19 protein-coding genes are annotated in these 17,839 nt (G+C 47.3%); 5 read left to right on the top strand and 14 right to left on the bottom strand.

Annotated features, from left to right (window positions below; translation table 11 throughout):
* Positions 1-66: 66 nt before the first annotated feature.
* Positions 67-819, bottom strand: a complete 753-nt coding sequence (locus SHEWMR4_RS08745; RefSeq protein WP_011622430.1) for a Nif3-like dinuclear metal center hexameric protein — start codon at positions 817-819, stop codon at positions 67-69.
* 60 nt (positions 820-879) lie between these two features.
* A complete protein-coding gene (locus SHEWMR4_RS08740) occupies positions 880-1,350 on the bottom strand; it encodes a glycine zipper 2TM domain-containing protein (protein ID WP_011622429.1) in 471 nt (156 codons plus the stop codon).
* 54 nt (positions 1,351-1,404) lie between these two features.
* Here SHEWMR4_RS08740 and aat point away from each other — a divergent pair, with 54 nt between their 5' ends.
* The 3 genes from aat (at position 1,405) to infA (ending at position 3,122) form a co-directional block, all read left to right on the top strand.
* On the top strand, positions 1,405-2,115 hold the full coding sequence (aat, locus tag SHEWMR4_RS08735; RefSeq protein WP_011622428.1) for a leucyl/phenylalanyl-tRNA--protein transferase: 711 nt from the start codon (positions 1,405-1,407) through the stop codon (positions 2,113-2,115).
* On the top strand, positions 2,105-2,821 hold the full coding sequence (locus SHEWMR4_RS08730) for an arginyltransferase (RefSeq protein ID WP_011622427.1): 717 nt from the start codon (positions 2,105-2,107) through the stop codon (positions 2,819-2,821). Before aat ends, SHEWMR4_RS08730 begins: the two co-directional genes overlap by 11 nt.
* A gap of 82 nt (positions 2,822-2,903) precedes the next feature.
* Positions 2,904-3,122 (top strand): translation initiation factor IF-1, encoded by a 219-nt coding sequence (gene infA, locus SHEWMR4_RS08725; protein ID WP_006081934.1) that lies wholly within the window; start codon positions 2,904-2,906, stop codon positions 3,120-3,122.
* Positions 3,123-3,227: 105 nt separating this feature from the next.
* On the opposite strand, the gene clpA is transcribed toward infA, so the two are convergent.
* Complete coding sequence (clpA, locus tag SHEWMR4_RS08720; protein ID WP_011622426.1) at positions 3,228-5,495, bottom strand: ATP-dependent Clp protease ATP-binding subunit ClpA; 2,268 nt, start codon at positions 5,493-5,495, stop codon at positions 3,228-3,230.
* 42 nt (positions 5,496-5,537) lie between these two features.
* On the bottom strand, positions 5,538-5,846 hold the full coding sequence (clpS, locus tag SHEWMR4_RS08715; protein ID WP_011622425.1) for an ATP-dependent Clp protease adapter ClpS: 309 nt from the start codon (positions 5,844-5,846) through the stop codon (positions 5,538-5,540).
* A 193-nt stretch (positions 5,847-6,039) separates the two neighbouring features.
* On the opposite strand from clpS, the gene cspD reads away from it, so the two are divergent.
* Positions 6,040-6,246: a cold shock domain-containing protein CspD gene (gene cspD / locus SHEWMR4_RS08710; RefSeq protein ID WP_011072576.1), complete on the top strand. Its 207-nt coding sequence runs from the start codon at positions 6,040-6,042 to the stop codon at positions 6,244-6,246.
* Positions 6,247-6,403: 157 nt separating this feature from the next.
* On the opposite strand, the gene corA is transcribed toward cspD, so the two are convergent.
* The 4 genes from corA to cobB all read right to left on the bottom strand — a co-directional run bounded on the left by corA (position 6,404) and on the right by cobB (position 9,284).
* Positions 6,404-7,351: a magnesium/cobalt transporter CorA gene (gene corA, locus SHEWMR4_RS08705; protein WP_011622424.1), complete on the bottom strand. Its 948-nt coding sequence runs from the start codon at positions 7,349-7,351 to the stop codon at positions 6,404-6,406.
* Positions 7,352-7,477: 126 nt separating this feature from the next.
* Positions 7,478-7,840 carry a hypothetical protein gene (locus SHEWMR4_RS08700; protein WP_011622423.1) on the bottom strand — a complete coding sequence of 121 codons (363 nt, stop codon included), beginning with the start codon at positions 7,838-7,840 and terminating at the stop codon, positions 7,478-7,480.
* Between the two features lie 236 nt (positions 7,841-8,076).
* On the bottom strand, positions 8,077-8,526 hold the full coding sequence (locus tag SHEWMR4_RS08695; protein ID WP_041409022.1) for an ATP-binding protein: 450 nt from the start codon (positions 8,524-8,526) through the stop codon (positions 8,077-8,079).
* Between the two features lie 17 nt (positions 8,527-8,543).
* A complete protein-coding gene (gene cobB, locus SHEWMR4_RS08690) occupies positions 8,544-9,284 on the bottom strand; it encodes a Sir2 family NAD+-dependent deacetylase (RefSeq protein WP_011622421.1) in 741 nt (246 codons plus the stop codon).
* A 256-nt stretch (positions 9,285-9,540) separates the two neighbouring features.
* Here cobB and fur point away from each other — a divergent pair, with 256 nt between their 5' ends.
* Positions 9,541-9,972 carry a ferric iron uptake transcriptional regulator gene (gene fur / locus SHEWMR4_RS08685; protein ID WP_011622420.1) on the top strand — a complete coding sequence of 144 codons (432 nt, stop codon included), beginning with the start codon at positions 9,541-9,543 and terminating at the stop codon, positions 9,970-9,972.
* Positions 9,973-10,068: 96 nt separating this feature from the next.
* Here the strand turns inward: fur and SHEWMR4_RS08680 are convergent, their stop codons facing one another.
* From SHEWMR4_RS08680 to sucA, 6 genes are all read right to left on the bottom strand, one after another.
* Positions 10,069-10,566: a GNAT family N-acetyltransferase gene (locus SHEWMR4_RS08680; RefSeq protein ID WP_011622419.1), complete on the bottom strand. Its 498-nt coding sequence runs from the start codon at positions 10,564-10,566 to the stop codon at positions 10,069-10,071.
* A gap of 47 nt (positions 10,567-10,613) precedes the next feature.
* Positions 10,614-11,021 (bottom strand): nucleoside diphosphate kinase regulator, encoded by a 408-nt coding sequence (gene rnk, locus SHEWMR4_RS08675; RefSeq protein ID WP_011622418.1) that lies wholly within the window; start codon positions 11,019-11,021, stop codon positions 10,614-10,616.
* 381 nt (positions 11,022-11,402) lie between these two features.
* On the bottom strand, positions 11,403-12,275 hold the full coding sequence (gene sucD / locus SHEWMR4_RS08670) for a succinate--CoA ligase subunit alpha (protein ID WP_011622417.1): 873 nt from the start codon (positions 12,273-12,275) through the stop codon (positions 11,403-11,405).
* The gene (gene sucC, locus SHEWMR4_RS08665) at positions 12,275-13,441 is read right to left on the bottom strand and encodes an ADP-forming succinate--CoA ligase subunit beta (RefSeq protein ID WP_011622416.1); all 1,167 of its coding nucleotides are present in this window, start codon (positions 13,439-13,441) and stop codon (positions 12,275-12,277) included. The genes sucD and sucC overlap by 1 nt, the downstream gene beginning before the upstream one ends.
* 119 nt (positions 13,442-13,560) lie before the next feature.
* Positions 13,561-14,757 carry a 2-oxoglutarate dehydrogenase complex dihydrolipoyllysine-residue succinyltransferase gene (gene odhB, locus SHEWMR4_RS08660; protein ID WP_011622415.1) on the bottom strand — a complete coding sequence of 399 codons (1,197 nt, stop codon included), beginning with the start codon at positions 14,755-14,757 and terminating at the stop codon, positions 13,561-13,563.
* A gap of 48 nt (positions 14,758-14,805) precedes the next feature.
* Positions 14,806-17,625: a 2-oxoglutarate dehydrogenase E1 component gene (sucA, locus tag SHEWMR4_RS08655; RefSeq protein WP_011622414.1), complete on the bottom strand. Its 2,820-nt coding sequence runs from the start codon at positions 17,623-17,625 to the stop codon at positions 14,806-14,808.
* Positions 17,626-17,839: the final 214 nt, after the last annotated feature.

The raw sequence follows: 17,839 nt of genomic DNA, 5'->3' as shown, positions 1-17,839 counted from the left end.
ATTTACATACGACAAAGGCGAGCATGGCTCGCCTTTTGTTTGAAAGATGTCAATAAGGCAACGCCATTAGACAGGGTTCGCGATATCCACAAAATGGTGCACTAAATTGAATTCGCGGGCGAGATGACGCCCCAGCGCCTCAATGCCAAAACGCTCGGTCGCATGGTGACCCGCCGCATAATAGTGAATACCCTGCTCCACCGCGCTGTGGAACGTCCGCTCAGACACTTCACCACTGATAAACGCATCGACCCCAAGGCTTGCGGCAACATCGATATAATCCTGCGCACCGCCCGTGCACCAAGCTAAGTATTGGATTTCATCCGAACTCTCGCCAATATGCAGTGGCGTTCTGCCAAGTACTTCACCTAAGGTCGCGGCAAATTCACTGGCACTGACAGGTAAATCCAGTTTGCCACGCCACACGAGCCCCTGCGCCACATCTTCGACAGATTCGGCATCTAAGATCCCAAGTTTACGGCCAAGCGTAGCATTATTGCCCAACATAGGGTGAGCATCTAAGGGTAAGTGGTAACCAAACAGGTTGATATCATGGGCGAGTAACGCTTTGATCCGGCGTTGTTTCATGCCGATGATCACCTCTGGTTCACTCTTCCAGAAAAAGCCATGGTGAACCAAAATCGCATCGGCTTTGAGGCGAATCGCTTCATCGATTAACGCTTGGGACGCAGTCACACCTGTCACTATGGTGCGGATCTCTGCTTTACCTTCAACCTGCAAACCATTGGGAGCGTAATCTTTAAATGCCGATACTCGCAAAAAATCGGCTAAATATTGGGTTAGTTCTGTCCGAGTCATTCCATCACCGTTTACACTTTTGTATTGATTATAGGCAGTTACGCTTAAGTTCGTACTGTATCACATGGCTAAATCAACGCGAACCCCACCTTGCAGGTACACCACACGTACCCTATCCCCCGCATTGAATACCATGCCGGGATCATAATCTTGGATCACCATGACTTGCGTGCCATCTTCCTGAGTGATCATCAGCTCCACTAGCTTGAGTGATTGTACCGTGGTGCCACTGCCATAACGATTGCCAACCCCAGCGCCAATTAACGCTCCCAACACTGTCGCAATATCTTGGCCTGAGCCGCCGCCAAATTGATGGCCAATCACCCCGCCTGCTAAGGCGCCACCAAAGGTTTTCCAACCTTGGTTTCTGTCTTCAATCAATTGGGTTTCGGTGATATTACGCACAGAGCTAATATCGCCATAGAGGACTTTTTCGACTGGCACAGCCTGGTTACGATCGTAGCCTGCATGCACGGGAGAAATCACTAAAGCACAAATAAACATAAAGCTCGCTAGTGTAGGTTTCCACATATCCGAATTTCCGCTAACTTAATATAAGGGCCAATTACTGAATCATACGCAATTGTGAACTCACTGTCTTTTCTGAATCACGAATTTGAAGCTTTTCCTTCACCCGAACTCGCCCTCACCGATCCAAACGGCTTATTGGCGATAGGCGGTGACCTACGCCCAGAACGTTTATTGACCGCTTATTATCACGGTATTTTCCCTTGGTTTAACGCCGACGACCCCATTTTGTGGTGGTCGCCCGATCCCCGTGCCATTTTTATTCCAGGCCAAGTGAATATCAGCACCAGTTTACGTAAATATTTAAAAAAACAGCCCTGGCGCTTCACCATCAATCATGCCTTTACCGATGTGATGGCGGGTTGCGCTCAACCAAGACGTAAGCAAGCTGGCACTTGGATAACCCATGAAATTCAAATGGCTTATCGCGAGTTGCATCACAACGGCCACGCTCACTCAGTCGAGGTCTGGCACGGTGAGCGATTGATTGGCGGACTTTATGGTCTTGCCATCGGCCAAGTCTTTTGTGGTGAATCCATGTTCCACCGTGAAACCAACGCCTCAAAGGCGGCCATGTTGTTATTGCAACAGCATCTTATCAACATGGATTTTAAACTGATTGACGCACAAGTGATGAATCCCCACCTTGAAAGCTTAGGGGCCAAGCCCGTTAAACGCGCGAATTTTATTCAACTCTTAACCCAGTTTAGGGATAACACGGCCAATCCTGCGGCTTGGATACCGAGTGAGGTCACACTTGAACTCTAACGCGAGTAACACCCCCATAGCCATTGGGATCAGCCAAATCTTCCCCTGCAGTTATCTTGATGGACAGCAGGAACAACTGTTGGTGATCCAAGAGGAAACCCTCGACCCCATTTTATTTGATCGTCTATTAGCCATAGGTTTTCGCCGCAGTGGCAGCGCCATTTATAAACCACGCTGTCCTCGTTGCAGTGCCTGTCAGCCAATTCGCTTACCAATTAAAGAATTTACACCGTCTAAACGACAAAAGCGCACCTTAGCCCATAACCGTGATTTAACTTGGCGCATTACCTCTGAACATACCGAGGCCCAATATGCCCTGTATGAAAAATACATTCGTGAGCGCCACTTCGATGGCCCCATGTTTCCCCCGAGTAAGTCGCAGTATGAGCAATTTTTATTCTGCCATTGGCTACCAGCAACCTTTATCGAAGTCTATGATGGCAATCGACTTTTAGCCGTAGCAGTGACAGATACTCTGCCCAATAGTCTGTCGGCTATTTACAGCTATTTTGACCCTGATGAAGAACGCCGATCCCTTGGCTCCTTACTGATTTTACTCCAGTGCCGTTTAGCAAAATTACAGGATAAAGAATTTCTTTATCTCGGATATCAAATTGATGCAAATCGAAAAATGTCCTACAAGCGCTTATACCGCCCTTACCAGATTTTAACCCCCCAAGGCTGGGAGTATTCCCAAGTTTGCTAGGCACTTCCCCTTTACAGCAAGGTGAATTTGCGGCATGATACGCCCGTTTTTTATATTCGAAGGCTAATGGGATAAATAATTAATGGCGAAAGAAGATAACATTGAAATGCAAGGCACTATCCTTGAAACCTTGCCAAACACAATGTTTCGCGTAGAGCTTGAAAATGGTCATGTGGTGATAGCCCACATTTCAGGCAAAATGCGCAAAAACTACATCCGGATCCTGACTGGCGACAAAGTAACAGTCCAGCTGACCCCTTATGATCTGACCAAAGGTCGTATTGTCTTCCGCGCACGCTAATATTCCCCTTTAGTTGAAAAACCCGGCGAGGCCGGGTTTTTTTGTTGGCGTAAGATCAGAAAAATGGCTGCAATTGCAGCCATTTTTATTGGGTTTAGCTAGAGATTAAGCCTTAGTGGTACTCTTCTCATGGCGTTCGGTGTGGATAACAATTTCACCATCTTTGGCATCAACATGGGCAATACCGCCATGCTCCAGTTCGCCAAAGAGAATCGCATCGGCTAATGGGCGTTTAATCAGCTCAGTCACTACGCGTGCCATTGGCCGTGCGCCCATGCTCTTATCATAGCCTTTCTCGGCGAGTAAGGTTCTGGCTTCATCGCTGACTTCCAGCACCACATGTTTCGCATCCAACTGCGCCTGCAATTCCACCAAGAATTTATCGACCACCTTGGCTATGATGGTCATATCTAAATGGTTGAACCAAATGATGGAATCTAAGCGGTTGCGAAACTCAGGAGAGAATACCCGATTGATTTCCGATAAGGCATCTTGGGTATGATCCTGCTGAGTAAACCCAATGGACTTACGGATCGTTTCCTGAACCCCTGCGTTTGTTGTCATCACCAGAGTGACATGCCTAAAGTCCGCCTTGCGACCGTTATTATCGGTCAAGGTGCCGTGATCCATGACCTGTAGCAACAGGTTATAGACATCGGGGTGAGCCTTTTCGATTTCATCGAGCAGCACCACGCAATGGGGATTCTTAATCACTGCATCCGTGAGTAAGCCACCTTGGTCGTATCCTACGTATCCAGGAGGAGCACCAATCAAACGAGATACCGTATGACTTTCCATGTACTCAGACATATCAAACCGTACCAGCTTCATCCCTAGACAACTGGCTAACTGATTGGTCACTTCTGTCTTACCAACCCCAGTTGGGCCTGCAAACAAGAAGCTACCCACAGGCTTTTTATCCGTACCTAACCCACTACGTGATAATCGAATCGCCGAGCTTAAGGATTCAATCGCCTTATCTTGACCAAAGACCACCATCTTGAGGTTGCGCTCAAGATTACGCAGCAAATCCTTGTCGCTCGCTGAGACTGACTTTTCAGGAATACGGGCAATCTTCGCCACTATGGTTTCGATCTCGGCTTGACCGATGGTTTTCTTACGTTTGCTCTGTGGCAACATCGCCATACGCGCACCCGCCTCATCGATCACATCGATGGCTTTATCGGGTAAATGCCGGTCATTAATGTGTTTTGCCGACAGCTCAGCCGCGCTATTAATCGCCGCTTGGGTATAACGCACTCCATGGTACTCTTCGTACTTAGCCTTAAGCCCCATAAGAATTTTTGTGGTTTCAGCCACTGAAGGCTCATTGATATCGACCTTCTGGAAACGGCGCGCCAGTGCACGATCTTTCTCAAAAATGCTTTGATATTCTTGGAAGGTAGTCGAACCCATGCAACGCAAATTACCGCTCGATAGTAACGGTTTTAGCAGATTAGAGGCATCCATCACCCCGCCCGATGCAGCGCCCGCACCAATAATGGTATGAATTTCATCGATAAATAAAATGGCGTGTTTATCGGCGCTGAGTTCCTTAAGCAGACTCTTGAGACGTTTTTCAAAATCGCCACGATATTTAGTGCCTGCGAGTAAGGAGCCTAAGTCGAGGGAATACACAGTCGCCTGCGACATCACCTCTGGCACTTGATTGTTGACGATTCGATAGGCTAAACCTTCGGCAATCGCGGTTTTACCCACGCCAGCCTCACCCACTAACAACGGGTTATTCTTACGGCGACGGCAGAGGGTTTGAATTGCCCGTTCAATTTCTTGATCGCGGCCGATGAGTGGGTCGATAATCCCTTGTTTTGCAAGCTGGTTTAAATTGCTCGCAAACTGCGACAGCATACTGCGCTCTTCACCCGCTTCGGTTTGATCTTCGATGCGTTCGTGATCTTGATGGGCGTCGCTGTCCTCATTTTTTGAAAAACCATGGGAAATATAGTTCACCACATCTAAACGGCTGATGTCGCTGCGACGCAGCAGATACACAGCTTGGGATTCCTGCTCACTAAAAATGGCCACCAGCACATTGGCACCAGTGACTTCATTGCGACCCGAAGACTGCACATGGAAAACGGCGCGTTGCAGCACCCGTTGAAACCCAAGCGTCGGCTGGGTTTCTTTATCATCATCCATATCCGCAATGATTGGGGTGGTTTGTTGGATAAAGCTTGCTACTTCATCTCTGAGTTTATCTAAATTCGCTCCACAGGCGATTAGCGCTTCTTGAGCCGCAGGATTGTCGATCAGAGCCAATAACAGATGTTCAACCGTCATATACTCGTGACGTGCCTCTCTGGCTTGCTGAAACGCCAGATTTAAGGTGACTTCCAGATCTTTGTTCAGCATAAGCACCCCCAAAATTAACAACTGACAACAGAGTAAGCGCTATTAAGCCTTCTCTAACGAACACAGTAACGGATGTTGGTTTTGTCTTGCAAATTGATTTACTTGTATCACCTTAGTTTCTGCAATGCCGTAAGGAAAAATCCCGCAGATCCCCTTTCCTTGGTGATGAATAGTCAACATGATATCGGTGGCTTCCTGCTCATTCTTGCGAAAGAAGATTTGTAGCACTTCGATCACAAAATCCATTGGAGTGTAATCGTCATTATTGAGGATCACCTTATACATCGAAGGTGGCATTAACTCAGATTCCACACGCTCTTCAACGTGTTCTATGTTTCCTGTCTTACCCATTTTTTAATACTAGCCTCTCGTGTTGTCCTCTTCCAATTGCTATCTTCAAATTAATCAGTTGTTACCTCTTTGTTAATTTTAGCTTGACTTCCGCTTTTACTCCTTACATTCTGTAGCTCAGGCGGTGAAACAATCCCGTCTATACAGGTTTTACTATCTTACTGGTAAGTAGACAACAGAAGGAAGTGGAAGTATGGCAAGCGGAACTGTTAAATGGTTCAACAACGCCAAAGGATTCGGGTTTATTTGCCCTGATCAAGGTGGCGAGGACGTTTTTGCACACTATTCTACCATTGAAATGGAAGGCTATAGAACTCTAAAAGCAGGCCAACCAGTTCAATTCGAAGTAGAACAGGGTCCAAAAGGAATGCACGCTTCAGCCATTTCACCAACAAAATAACGTTTGGTGAGGCCAATGATCTAAAAGGCAGGGATTTATCCCTGCCTTTTTATTGGGCGATTCAAACTGATTTACTGTATAGAGTAGATCAAGTCCAATAAAAAACCGGAGTCTCTCCGGTTTTGGGGTATCTCATTTCGATAGCTGTGATTGTCGATTAGAGCCAATGTTTGCGCTTAAAGAAGAAATACGTGCCAGCAGCACTCGCCAGCATCATCAAAATCGCCATCGGATAACCATATTGCCAACCTAACTCAGGCATTCCATGGAAGTTCATTCCGTAGCTGCTGGCAATCAGCGTGGGCGGCAGAAACACCACAGCCGCAACCGAGAAGATTTTAATGATCTTATTCTGCTGTAACCCACTGAAACCCATGGCGGCGTCGAGCAAAAAGTTTAACTTATCGAAGATAAACTGACTGTGTGGCATTAACGACTCGATATCCGAGAGCATTTCGCGCAAGTCTTTTAAATGTTCATCGGACAATTGCCCGCGGTAGTACCGCTGCATATAACGAAGCGAGCGCTGGGTATCGAGCAAACTTAAGCGAATTTTACCGTTCGAGTCTTCCTGCAAGGTGATGAGTTTGAACACATCATCCAGCTCATCATTATCAAACACTTGCTCACCGACATTTTCAAGAACCGTATACACGTCCTCAATCAAGTCGGAGAGATAATCCACTTTCAGATTAAAGAGTTCAAGAAACAATTCCTGCGGGGTTGAGACTTCTAACCGACCCAGGCGTAAGTAGTTACGCAACAAACGGATCAGGCCGACATCCTCTTCACGTATAGTCAAAAGAAAATTCGTCCGCAGGTTAAAGGAAACGTTCACCCCACGTACGTCTTGTCCCACTCGCTGGGGGAATAACGAATTGATATGTAAGCCGTCACTGTTTTGATAAAAACGCGCCGAAGCCTCAATCTCGTTGATATCTTCTTCGTCTGGCACTTCTTCAACGGAAAAACGACTTAACCATTCTCGCTCTGCTTCATCAGGTTTATAGAGATCCAACCATATGGTCGACGCCGGAATACTGTCTTGTGTGTTAATCTCAGTGACCGTCAGTTGACGGTTTTCGTAGACATAGGCAGTAATCATGTGTCCTCCTGAAAAAAACTTAAGCTAAAAAGTCCACTTAAGTGCAGGCTAAAAAATTGTCGCTAGTTTAACGCATAACTTAGTAATGAAAAGGCGGGAGCGATAAATTCATAAAATAAATCTGTGTTAGTCTTCGAGAATTTCCAACCGCTCCGCATTAGAAAAGCGAATGTGTACGCCCTCAATCGTCACCATTTTGGCCTCCGAGATATCCCCTTTGCGCGCTTTGTACACGCCGGATAACACACCAGCTGGAGACACTATCGTCACAGTCACGACTTTATGTTGATCGTACCAGTACCACACACTGTAGCTTAAAAGGCTGAGCCCCAACAGAATAAATGCTCCCCGCATGCCATAGCGTCGCCACAGACTCTGCATCGGCGGAATATTCACCGACGCAGTAGGTGTATGCTTGGGGCGCCGATTGGCCAGCAGTAAAATCGCCATAATGATAACGGCTAATGTAAGCAGCAGTTTTGTTAACAAGGGACACTCCAGAGGGCGGGACTTAACCGATTATAATCGACATTGAAATGCGAAACTGTCATTAAGATCAAGCTTATGCAACACAATATCGCAGCGACATAACCGCATATTTCAATATCAGACTAACAAGAAAAGATGACAAGTTAACATCTAACCGAGAAAATCCAGTCGATTGAAAGTCTAGTCATTCAAAGCAGTGACACGCGAAACGCCAACTACAGGCGACTTAGAGGCGCCTAGAATGCCTCAAACTGCGCTGCCATACGCCGTATTTGATTTAGCGGCACACCATGACGATTACGCTCGGCGCACAGTTGTTGATGCGCGCGCGCTGAAGGCTCCCCTACCAGTACGATACGCACTTGATAACCTAAGGCTTTCGCAGCAGCCTCATAGGCCATGTACTCCCAGCGGCAAAGATTAGTGTTATCACAAATCACAATTGGCTGAGCGCTACTGAGCGCGTGGATAAACGCGGTTAAATTACGTTGATGGTATTCGGAGAGTTTTTTCGCATCGAATCGATACTCCTCTCCCTCGTAGAAAAAACTATCGGTCGAAAAAATGCCGCCTTGGCGAACGCGAATCGCCTCTTCTAACGGTAGATTAGCCACAAACTGCTCGACCCAATGGGATTTACCGCTGCCCGGTAATCCCCGCATAATAATCGCCAGTTTTTGCGTCATGGGCTCGTTGCTCATTCTTAAACATCGGACTCGGCTATATCGGAGCCAATCACTTTGCCAGCGAGTATGGTATCGACCAATTTAGGCACCAAATCCCCTGCCTTACCGGTTAAATGATATTGGAACTGGCTGTGTCTATCGGGTGTGACTAAATTTACTTCCACCGTTTGCGCGCCATGATGATTGGCCGTATCGACAAACCCTGCCGCCGGATACACAGTGCCCGACGTGCCAATGGCAATGAACAAATCGCAGCTATCGAGCGCATCGTGGATCCTGTCCATCCCCAGCGGCATCTCACCAAACCACACCACATGGGGACGTAATCGTTGCGCGGGAATGCAGCAAGTACAACAGTTATTGGGGCCGAAGGGTTCCCTTAATAAGAAAGTTTGACGAGAACGTGGGCAGCGACCTTTGGACAATTCGCCATGCATGTGCAACAAACGACGAGAACCCGCACGTTCGTGTAGGTCGTCAATATTTTGGGTCACAATCAATAATTGACCAGGAAATTCAGCCTCTAACTTAGCCAACGCAATATGTGCCGCATTGGGCATCACTGTGCCACTGTGTAATTGCTCCCAGCGGCTGTTATAAAAACGTTCAACCAGTTCGGTATCGCGGGCATAACCTTCAGGGGTTGCAACATCTTCAATATGATGCTCCTCCCATAAACCATCTTGGTCGCGAAAGGTACGCAATCCCGATTCGGCCGAAATACCTGCGCCAGTTAACACCACAATATGCTGGTACATACCGCTTCCTTTTATTGTAATTATTCTGTTTATTGTCCCGAAATTTTAGCGTCGTGAACATTATTCCTTGGTATAACCTTACAAAAACTATGCTTGAATTGCCTCAATTTATTGCAATTTCGCTCTCAGTGACACAATTTATCTGCATATAGACCCATAAAGCTAGAACAAAGGTTTAAGTTTTTAGTTTGACCCCCTATAATGGCAATCACTATCCACGGATGAACCTATTGGTTCTGCAATCAAGAGATTAGCAATGACAGATGGAAATCAAGCGCTAAAAAAAGCCGGTTTGAAAATCACCCTGCCACGAGTCAAGATCCTAGAACTGATGCAAGGACCTGAAAACCAACATATCAGTGCAGAAGACTTATATAAGAAACTGCTCGATTTAGGTGAAGAAATTGGTCTAGCAACAGTTTACCGTGTATTAAACCAGTTCGATGATGCCGGTATCGTCTCTCGTCACCACTTTGAAAGTGGTAAGGCAGTATTCGAGTTATCGACTCAACATCACCACGATCACTTAGTGTGCCTCTCTTGTGGCAAAGTGATAGAGTTTTCGGATGAAGTGATTGAACGTCGTCAAGATGAGATCGCCAAGAAGTACAATATAAAACTGACAAACCACAGCTTATATTTGTACGGTCATTGCACCAACGATACCTGCGATCATAACGACGAGTAACGCGCGTTAAGGTCAATCTGGTTCTCAATTAACCAGACACGCCTAATAAAAAACCAGCCATCTAGGCTGGTTTTTTATTGAAATGCTCGGGCACAGTTAGAGCACCTTCGCGTACACATTCACTTTATGCCCCATAAATTCGCTAGGTTCACGCCAATGCATTCCTATGCGTTTAGCTACACCCTCAGAGCCAATGTTCCCCTCTAGGATCAATGCAATGATTTGCGTAATGCCAAACTGCGGGAACACGCTGATTGCAGCTTGAGCAGCCTCGGTACCAATCCCCTTGCCCCAATACTCGGGAAAATAACGATAGCCAATTTCGACTTCGTTATATTCGGGAATAAACTTAGGTCCACAAAAACCAATCACCTTCATATCAGCCTTATGCTCGACGGCCCAGCGGCCGAATCCCCGTTGCTGATAATCCTGCAAAATTACGTTATGGAACAGCTCCCGCGCCTGCTCTGGAGCAGTAAACGGCGCAACAGGAATGTATTTAAGCATCTCAGGAATGCTATTCATTACGTAGAGGGCATCGATATCCTGCTCGGTAAATGGTCTGAGTATTAAACGCTCTGTCTCTATAATCATATTGGCTTCCTTGATATTGCCCTCTACACACTAAAATCCAGCGATAATTAACGGTGAAAGTCACCGCTACGCTCTGGCTGATACATAATTTCTTCGATACGAACCTTCACCATAGTGCCACCAGGGCCAGGCCATTCGATTTCATCCCCTTGGGATAAGCCCAATAAGGCACTGCCCACGGGCGCAAGGATGGAAATGGTGCCCTCACCCGTCGCATCCTTAGGATAAACTAAACGCAAACAAAAGGTGTCGTTGCTGGATGACACACTAAATTTCACTTCAGAATTCATCGTCACCACATTACCAGGCATCTGCGCGGCGGGCACAATGTCTGCTCGGTCGAGTTCCGCCTCCAATGCCGTGCGTCCCGGAAAGGCGTTCGCAGGTAATGACTCCAGCAGACGCTCGAGTCTTTCTAAATCGATTTCTGAAATAATAATATTTGGCGTTTTCACAGTCTTTCCCTCATGTAAATAGATGTCCCTTAGGGGTAAACATCCGCTCTGGGCTTATCCTCCCCCAATGGGATAAACCAATAAAAAAATACGCTCGCAGCTAAGTGCCGCAATCGCGTGGTAATTAAGTACAAGATGTATTGCTGAACAGCCGTGGTGCCATAAGCGCAGGGCTTAGGGTTGTAGCTCTACTAATGCATTCACACGTCCATCAGGTGATGACGTTTGGTAGAGAAGCCCAATCTAACCCTTTGTAAATAAAAATGCTAGCCTGCACGATGTTAGCTTTGTCCCATTCTCACACTTTACTGCTCGGCACTGGCTAACAGACACGCAATAAAAAAGGCGCCTTAGGCGCCTTTTCGTGTGTTAACGGTTAGATTACCAACCGGTTTTAGCACGCAGCGCTTTGCCGATATCCGCTAACGAGCGGACAGTTGTCACGCCCGCTGCTTCTAATGCAGCAAATTTGTCAGCAGCAGTACCTTTACCGCCAGCAATGATCGCACCCGCGTGACCCATACGCTTACCAGCAGGAGCAGTTACACCCGCGATGTAAGAAACAACAGGTTTAGTCACGTTAGCTTTGATATAAGCAGCCGCTTCTTCTTCAGCAGTACCACCGATTTCACCGATCATCACGATGGCTTCAGTCTGTGGATCGTTCTGGAACATTTCCAATACGTCGATGAAGTTAGTGCCTGGGATTGGGTCACCACCAATACCTACGCAAGTAGATTGGCCGAAACCTTCGTCAGTAGTTTGCTTAACCGCTTCATAAGTCAGCGTACCAGAACGAGAAACGATACCCACTTTACCTTTTAAGTGGATGTGGCCTGGCATAATACCAATCTTACATTCACCTGGGGTGATAACACCTGGGCAGTTTGGACCGATCATGCGAACGCCAGTTTCTTCTAGCTTCACTTTCACTTCCAGCATATCCAGTGTTGGGATACCTTCAGTGATACAAACGATCAGCTCAATACCACCGTCGATAGCTTCGAGGATAGCGTCTTTACAGAAAGGAGCTGGAACGTAGATAACAGAAGCGGTTGCACCAGTAGCAGCAACAGCGTCTTTCACAGTGTTGAACACTGGCAGACCTAAGTGCTCAGTACCGCCTTTACCTGGAGATACACCACCAACCATTTGCGTACCGTAATCGATAGCTTGTTGAGAGTGGAAAGTACCTTGACCACCGGTAAAGCCTTGGCAGATTACCTTGGTATCTTTGTTAATTAATACAGACATTATTTGCCCTCCGCAGCTTTAACTACTTGCTCAGCCGCATCAGTCAGACTGTTAGCTGCAATGATATCAAGACCTGATTTAGCTAATACTTCACGGCCTAATTCAGCGTTAGTACCTTCTAAACGCACTACAACTGGAACTTTAACGCCAACTTCTTTAACAGCGCCGATGATACCTTCTGCGATCATGTCACAACGTACGATACCACCGAAGATGTTAACCAGAACGGCTTTCACATTGCTGTCAGACAGAATAATCTTGAATGCTTCAGCAACACGTTCTTTAGTCGCGCCACCACCTACGTCGAGGAAGTTAGCTGGCTTGCCGCCGTGCAGGTTAACGATGTCCATAGTACCCATTGCTAGGCCAGCACCGTTCACCATACAACCCACGTTTCCGTCCAGCGCAACATAGTTCAGTTCGAACATTGCAGCGTGAGCTTCACGGGCGTCATCCTGTGATGGATCGTGCATTGCTTTGATTTTTGGTTGACGGAACAGTGCGTTACCATCGATACCAATTTTACCGTCTAAGCAGTGCAGGTTACCTTCAGTGGTGATAACCAGTGGGTTGATTTCCAGCAGTGCGAAATCGTGATCAACGAACATAGTCGCCAGACCCATAAAGATCTTGGTGAATTGCTTCATTTGAGTTGGGTTTAAGCCCAGTTTGAAGCCAAGATCACGTGCTTGGTATGGTTGAGGACCAGTCAGTGGATCGATGATCGCTTTGTGAATGAGTTCTGGCGTTTCTTCGGCCACTTTCTCAATCTCAACACCACCTTCAGTAGAAGCCATGAACACCACGCGACGGGTAGCACGGTCAACTACTGCACCTAAGTACAGTTCGTTAGCGATGTCGGTGCAGCTTTCTACTAAAATTTTAGCAACAGGCTGACCTTTCTCATCTGTTTGATAAGTCACCAGATTTTTGCCTAACCAGTGTTCGGCAAAGGCTCTGATTTCTTCTTTATCGCCAGTGACTTTAACGCCACCCGCTTTACCGCGGCCGCCTGCGTGTACTTGACACTTAACAACCCATAAATTTCCGCCAATACGGCCTGCCGCTTCTACAGCTTCTTGGGCTGTATCACATGCAAAACCTTCTGACACTGGTAAACCATATTCGGCAAATAGGGATTTTGCCTGATACTCATGCAAATTCATGATGATCTATCCGTATACTTCTAATCAAATCCAACTGGCCCCACGGGGCCAGTCACGAGGGTATGTCTGACTCTTGTCTCTAAACTAACAGGTTAAACGTGATCGTTTAGCGCGTTAGATTATAGGTCAAGTAGCAGACGAGTTGGGTCTTCCAAGAAGTCTTTAATGGCGACTAAGAAGCCAACTGACTCACGGCCATCGACAATACGATGGTCATATGAGAGAGCTAGGTACATCATGGGCAGGATTTCAACCTGACCATTGACTGCCATTGGGCGGTCTTTAATGGCGTGCATGCCTAAAATCGCGCTTTGTGGCAGGTTTAAAATTGGGGTAGACATTAACGAGCCGAATACACCACCGTTAGTCACAGTGAAGTTACCGCCAGTCATATCAGCCACAGTCAGCTTGCCATCACGGCCTTTGATCGCCAGATCGCGTACTGCTTTTTCGATATCAGCCAGGCTCATGGTATCGGTATCACGCAGTACTGGGGTGACCAGACCACGTGGAGTCGATACAGCGATGCTGACGTCGAAGTAGTTGTGGTAAACGATATCGTCACCGTCGATTGATGCGTTCACTTCAGGGAAGCGTTTCAGTGCTTCAGTTACCGCTTTCACGTAGAAAGACATGAAACCTAAACGGATACCATGGCGCTTTTCAAAGATATCTTGGTACTGCTTACGGATATCCATGATTGGCTTCATGTTCACTTCGTTAAACGTCGTGAGCATCGCGGTAGAGTTTTTCGCTTCTAATAAACGGTTAGCGATAGTCTTACGTAAACGAGTCATTGGAACACGCTTCTCGCTACGACCTGCCGCTAAAGGTTGTACAGCTGGAGCCGCAGGGGCAGCAGCTGCTTTAGGCGCAGACTTGATAAAGGCTTCAACGTCTTCTTTAGTGATACGGCCACCGACACCAGTGCCCTTCACTTTGCTCGCATCAACATTGTGCTCAGCCAGTAAACGACGGACTGATGGGCTTAATGCATCGTTAGACTCTTCAGTCGCAGCAGCGGCAACAGGTGCAGCAGCTTCAGCTTCGGCTTTAGTCACTTCTTGACCAGAAACCGCACCCGCGATGAACTTAGCAATCACTTGCTCACCCAGAACGGTGTCACCTTCTTGGAACAGGAACTCACCGATGTGACCATCTTCTGGTGCAACCACTTCCAGTACGACTTTGTCAGTTTCAATATCAACCAGATTTTGATCACGAGAAACTTGCTCACCCACTTTTACGTGCCAAGTGGCGATAGTTGCGTCGGCAACAGATTCTGGCAGTACGGGTACCTTGATTTCGATACTCATGAAAAACGATCCTTTTTTATAAAATGTCTATTACTACAGTCTTAGCTATTACAGCTTTAGGGCACTGTTCACTAAAGATTCTTGTTGGTGAGCATGCAGCTCTGGGTAACCACAGGCTGGTGCAGCAGATGCTTCACGACCAGCGTAGGTCAGTTTTGCTCCCGCAGGGATAGCTGCCCAGAAGTGATGTTGGCTAGAGTACCAAGCACCCTGGTTTTGCGGCTCTTCCTGACACCATACAAAATCCTTCACATGTTGATAGTCAGCTAAGGCTGCTACCATTTCTTCATGTGGGAACGGATATAACTGTTCGACACGGATTATTGCGATGTTATTGATGTTTTCTTTACGGCGTTTTTCCAGCAGCTCGAAGTATACCTTACCGCTACAGAACACGACGCGATCGACCTTGCTCGCTTCTAACGTATCGATTTCACCAATCACGTTTTGGAAGGTGCCATTAGCCAATTCTTCCATGCTAGAAACCGCTAGCGGGTGACGTAGCAATGATTTAGGTGACATCACTACCAGTGGACGACGCATTGGGCGAACCACTTGGCGACGCAGCATATGGTAAACCTGTGCTGGCGTTGATGGCACACAAACTTGCATGTTGTGGTTAGCACACATCTGCAAGAAACGCTCTAAACGGGCGCTTGAGTGTTCTGGACCTTGACCTTCGTAACCGTGTGGTAACAGCATAGTCAGACCGCACAGACGGCCCCACTTTTGCTCACCAGAAGACAAGAACTGGTCGATAACCACTTGCGCACAGTTAGCAAAGTCACCGAATTGGGCTTCCCAAATCGCCAGACCACCAGGTTCCGCCGTCGCATAACCGTATTCGAAGGCGAGTACTGATGCTTCAGACAATACTGAGTCAGTAATGTCGATTGGACCTTGGTCTTCAGACAAGTTACGCAGTGGTAAGTATGTTGTCGCATCGTTTTGGTTGTGCAGAACCGCGTGACGGTGGAAGAAAGTACCACGGCCAGAGTCTTGACCTGTAATGCGAACACGTTGCTTATCTTCAAGAATCGTGGCGTAAGCTAAAGTTTCAGCAAAGCCCCAGTCGAGTAGCTTCTCGCCCTTTGCCATGGCAACGCGATCGCCATAAATTTTAGCAACGCGTGAATGCAGCGGGTGGCTCTCTGGTACGTAGCTCAGTTTGTCAGCTAGATTCTGTAAGCGCGCCAGTGGCATAGAGGCTTGATACGCTTCGTCCCACTCACGGCCAATATACGGACTCCAATCCACTGTGTGCAGTGTCATTGGGCGCCATTCTTTCACTACGCAGTCGCCTTGATCTAAGGCGTCGCGGTAAGTGTTGATCATGCTGGTCACTTCATCAGCGCCGATAGCGTTTTCGGCGATCAGTTTGTCAGCATAGATCTTACGTGGCGTAGGGTGTTTCTTGATCTTGGCATACATCAGTGGCTGAGTTGCACTTGGCTCATCAGCTTCGTTGTGGCCATGACGGCGGTAACACACTAAATCAATCACCACGTCACGTTTAAACTCGTTACGATAATCAACAGCAAGCTGAGCAACAAAGGCAACGGCTTCTGGATCGTCAGAGTTCACGTGGAAAATCGGTGCCTGAACCATCTTAGCGATGTCAGTACAGTATTCAGTTGAACGCACATCAAAGTGGTTTGACGTTGTAAAACCAACTTGGTTGTTCACAACAATACGGATGCTGCCGCCCACTTTAAAGCCACGGGTTTGAGACATGTTGAATGTCTCTTGCACGATACCTTGACCAGCAATTGCAGAGTCACCGTGAATCGTAATTGGCATCACCTGTAAACCGTCTTTACAACCACGGCGGTCTTGACGAGCACGGACAGAGCCCATAACCACAGGGTTAACGATTTCAAGGTGTGATGGGTTAAAGGCCAGTGCTAAGTGCACGTTGCCGCCCGGCGTTTCGAAATCTGAAGAGAAACCTTGGTGGTATTTTACGTCGCCTGAACCGTGGGTATCGGCGTGCTTACCGGCGAACTCGTCAAACAGTTCTGCTGGACGCTTACCTAACACGTTAACCAGTACGTTTAAACGACCACGGTGAGCCATACCGACTACGATTTCTTTAGTGCCCGCTTCGCCTGCGCGATAAATGATTTCGCGCATCATAGGGACTAACGCATCGCCGCCTTCTAACGAGAAGCGTTTTGCACCTGGGAATTTAGCGCCTAAATATTTTTCAATGCCTTCAGCAGCATTTAGGCCTTCGAGAATGCGGGTCTTAACGCTTTTATCGTAGTTGGCTTTACCTAAGGATGGTTCGAGACGTTGTTGGATCCAACGCTTCTCATCGGTATCGGTAATGTGCATGTATTCGGCGCCAATCGAACCACAGTAAGTGGCTTTTAGCGCTTTGACTAAGTCAGCCAGCTTCATGGTTTCGCCGCCGTGGGCGAACGAGCCAGTGTTGAACTCACGTTCCATGTCTTCTTTGGTCAGACCGTGGAATGCGGGATCTAAATCGGCAACAGGTTCACGTTTCCACAATTCTAACGGGTCGAGGTTAGCCCCTTGGTGACCACGGAAACGGTGGGCGTTGATCAGCTGTAGCACTTTAACTTGCTTAGCATCCAACTCAGGATCGGTCACACGAGCTGCGCTCTTATGACGTCCGTCCATCGCTAAACTGCGAAAATAATCACGTACTTTGGAGTGAGCCGCTTCAGGCGCGTCTTTAGAAGCACCGTTCACCGGAGGGAGATTATCAAATACCGCACGCCAATCGTCAGAGACTGACTGTGGGTCTTCTTGATAGGCTTCATACATCTCTTCTACGTAGGTCGAATTTGCACCACTTAAGTGAGATGATTCGAGCCAGGCTTTCATGATGCCTTGGTGCATTGCTATTCCTTTCAAACTTTATACACGTGCTTAGCCATAGTTTTTATATGCAATCTCAAGCAATTACCTTCGACGCATAAATTTTGCCGCCCCTAGATATCCAGATTTCACGGCGCGTTGTCTTCCATTACATACACAAAAGAGCCACCTTCTATACCCAGAAAGTGACTCTTCGAGAGCTATATTATTATTGATTTAAGCTCGGGTTCTCGCA

This window comes from Shewanella sp. MR-4 (assembly GCF_000014685.1).
Classification (GTDB): Bacteria; Pseudomonadota; Gammaproteobacteria; order Enterobacterales; family Shewanellaceae; genus Shewanella.
Note: the sequence above shows the minus strand (reverse complement) of the source record. Positions and strands in the feature narration are given on the sequence as shown.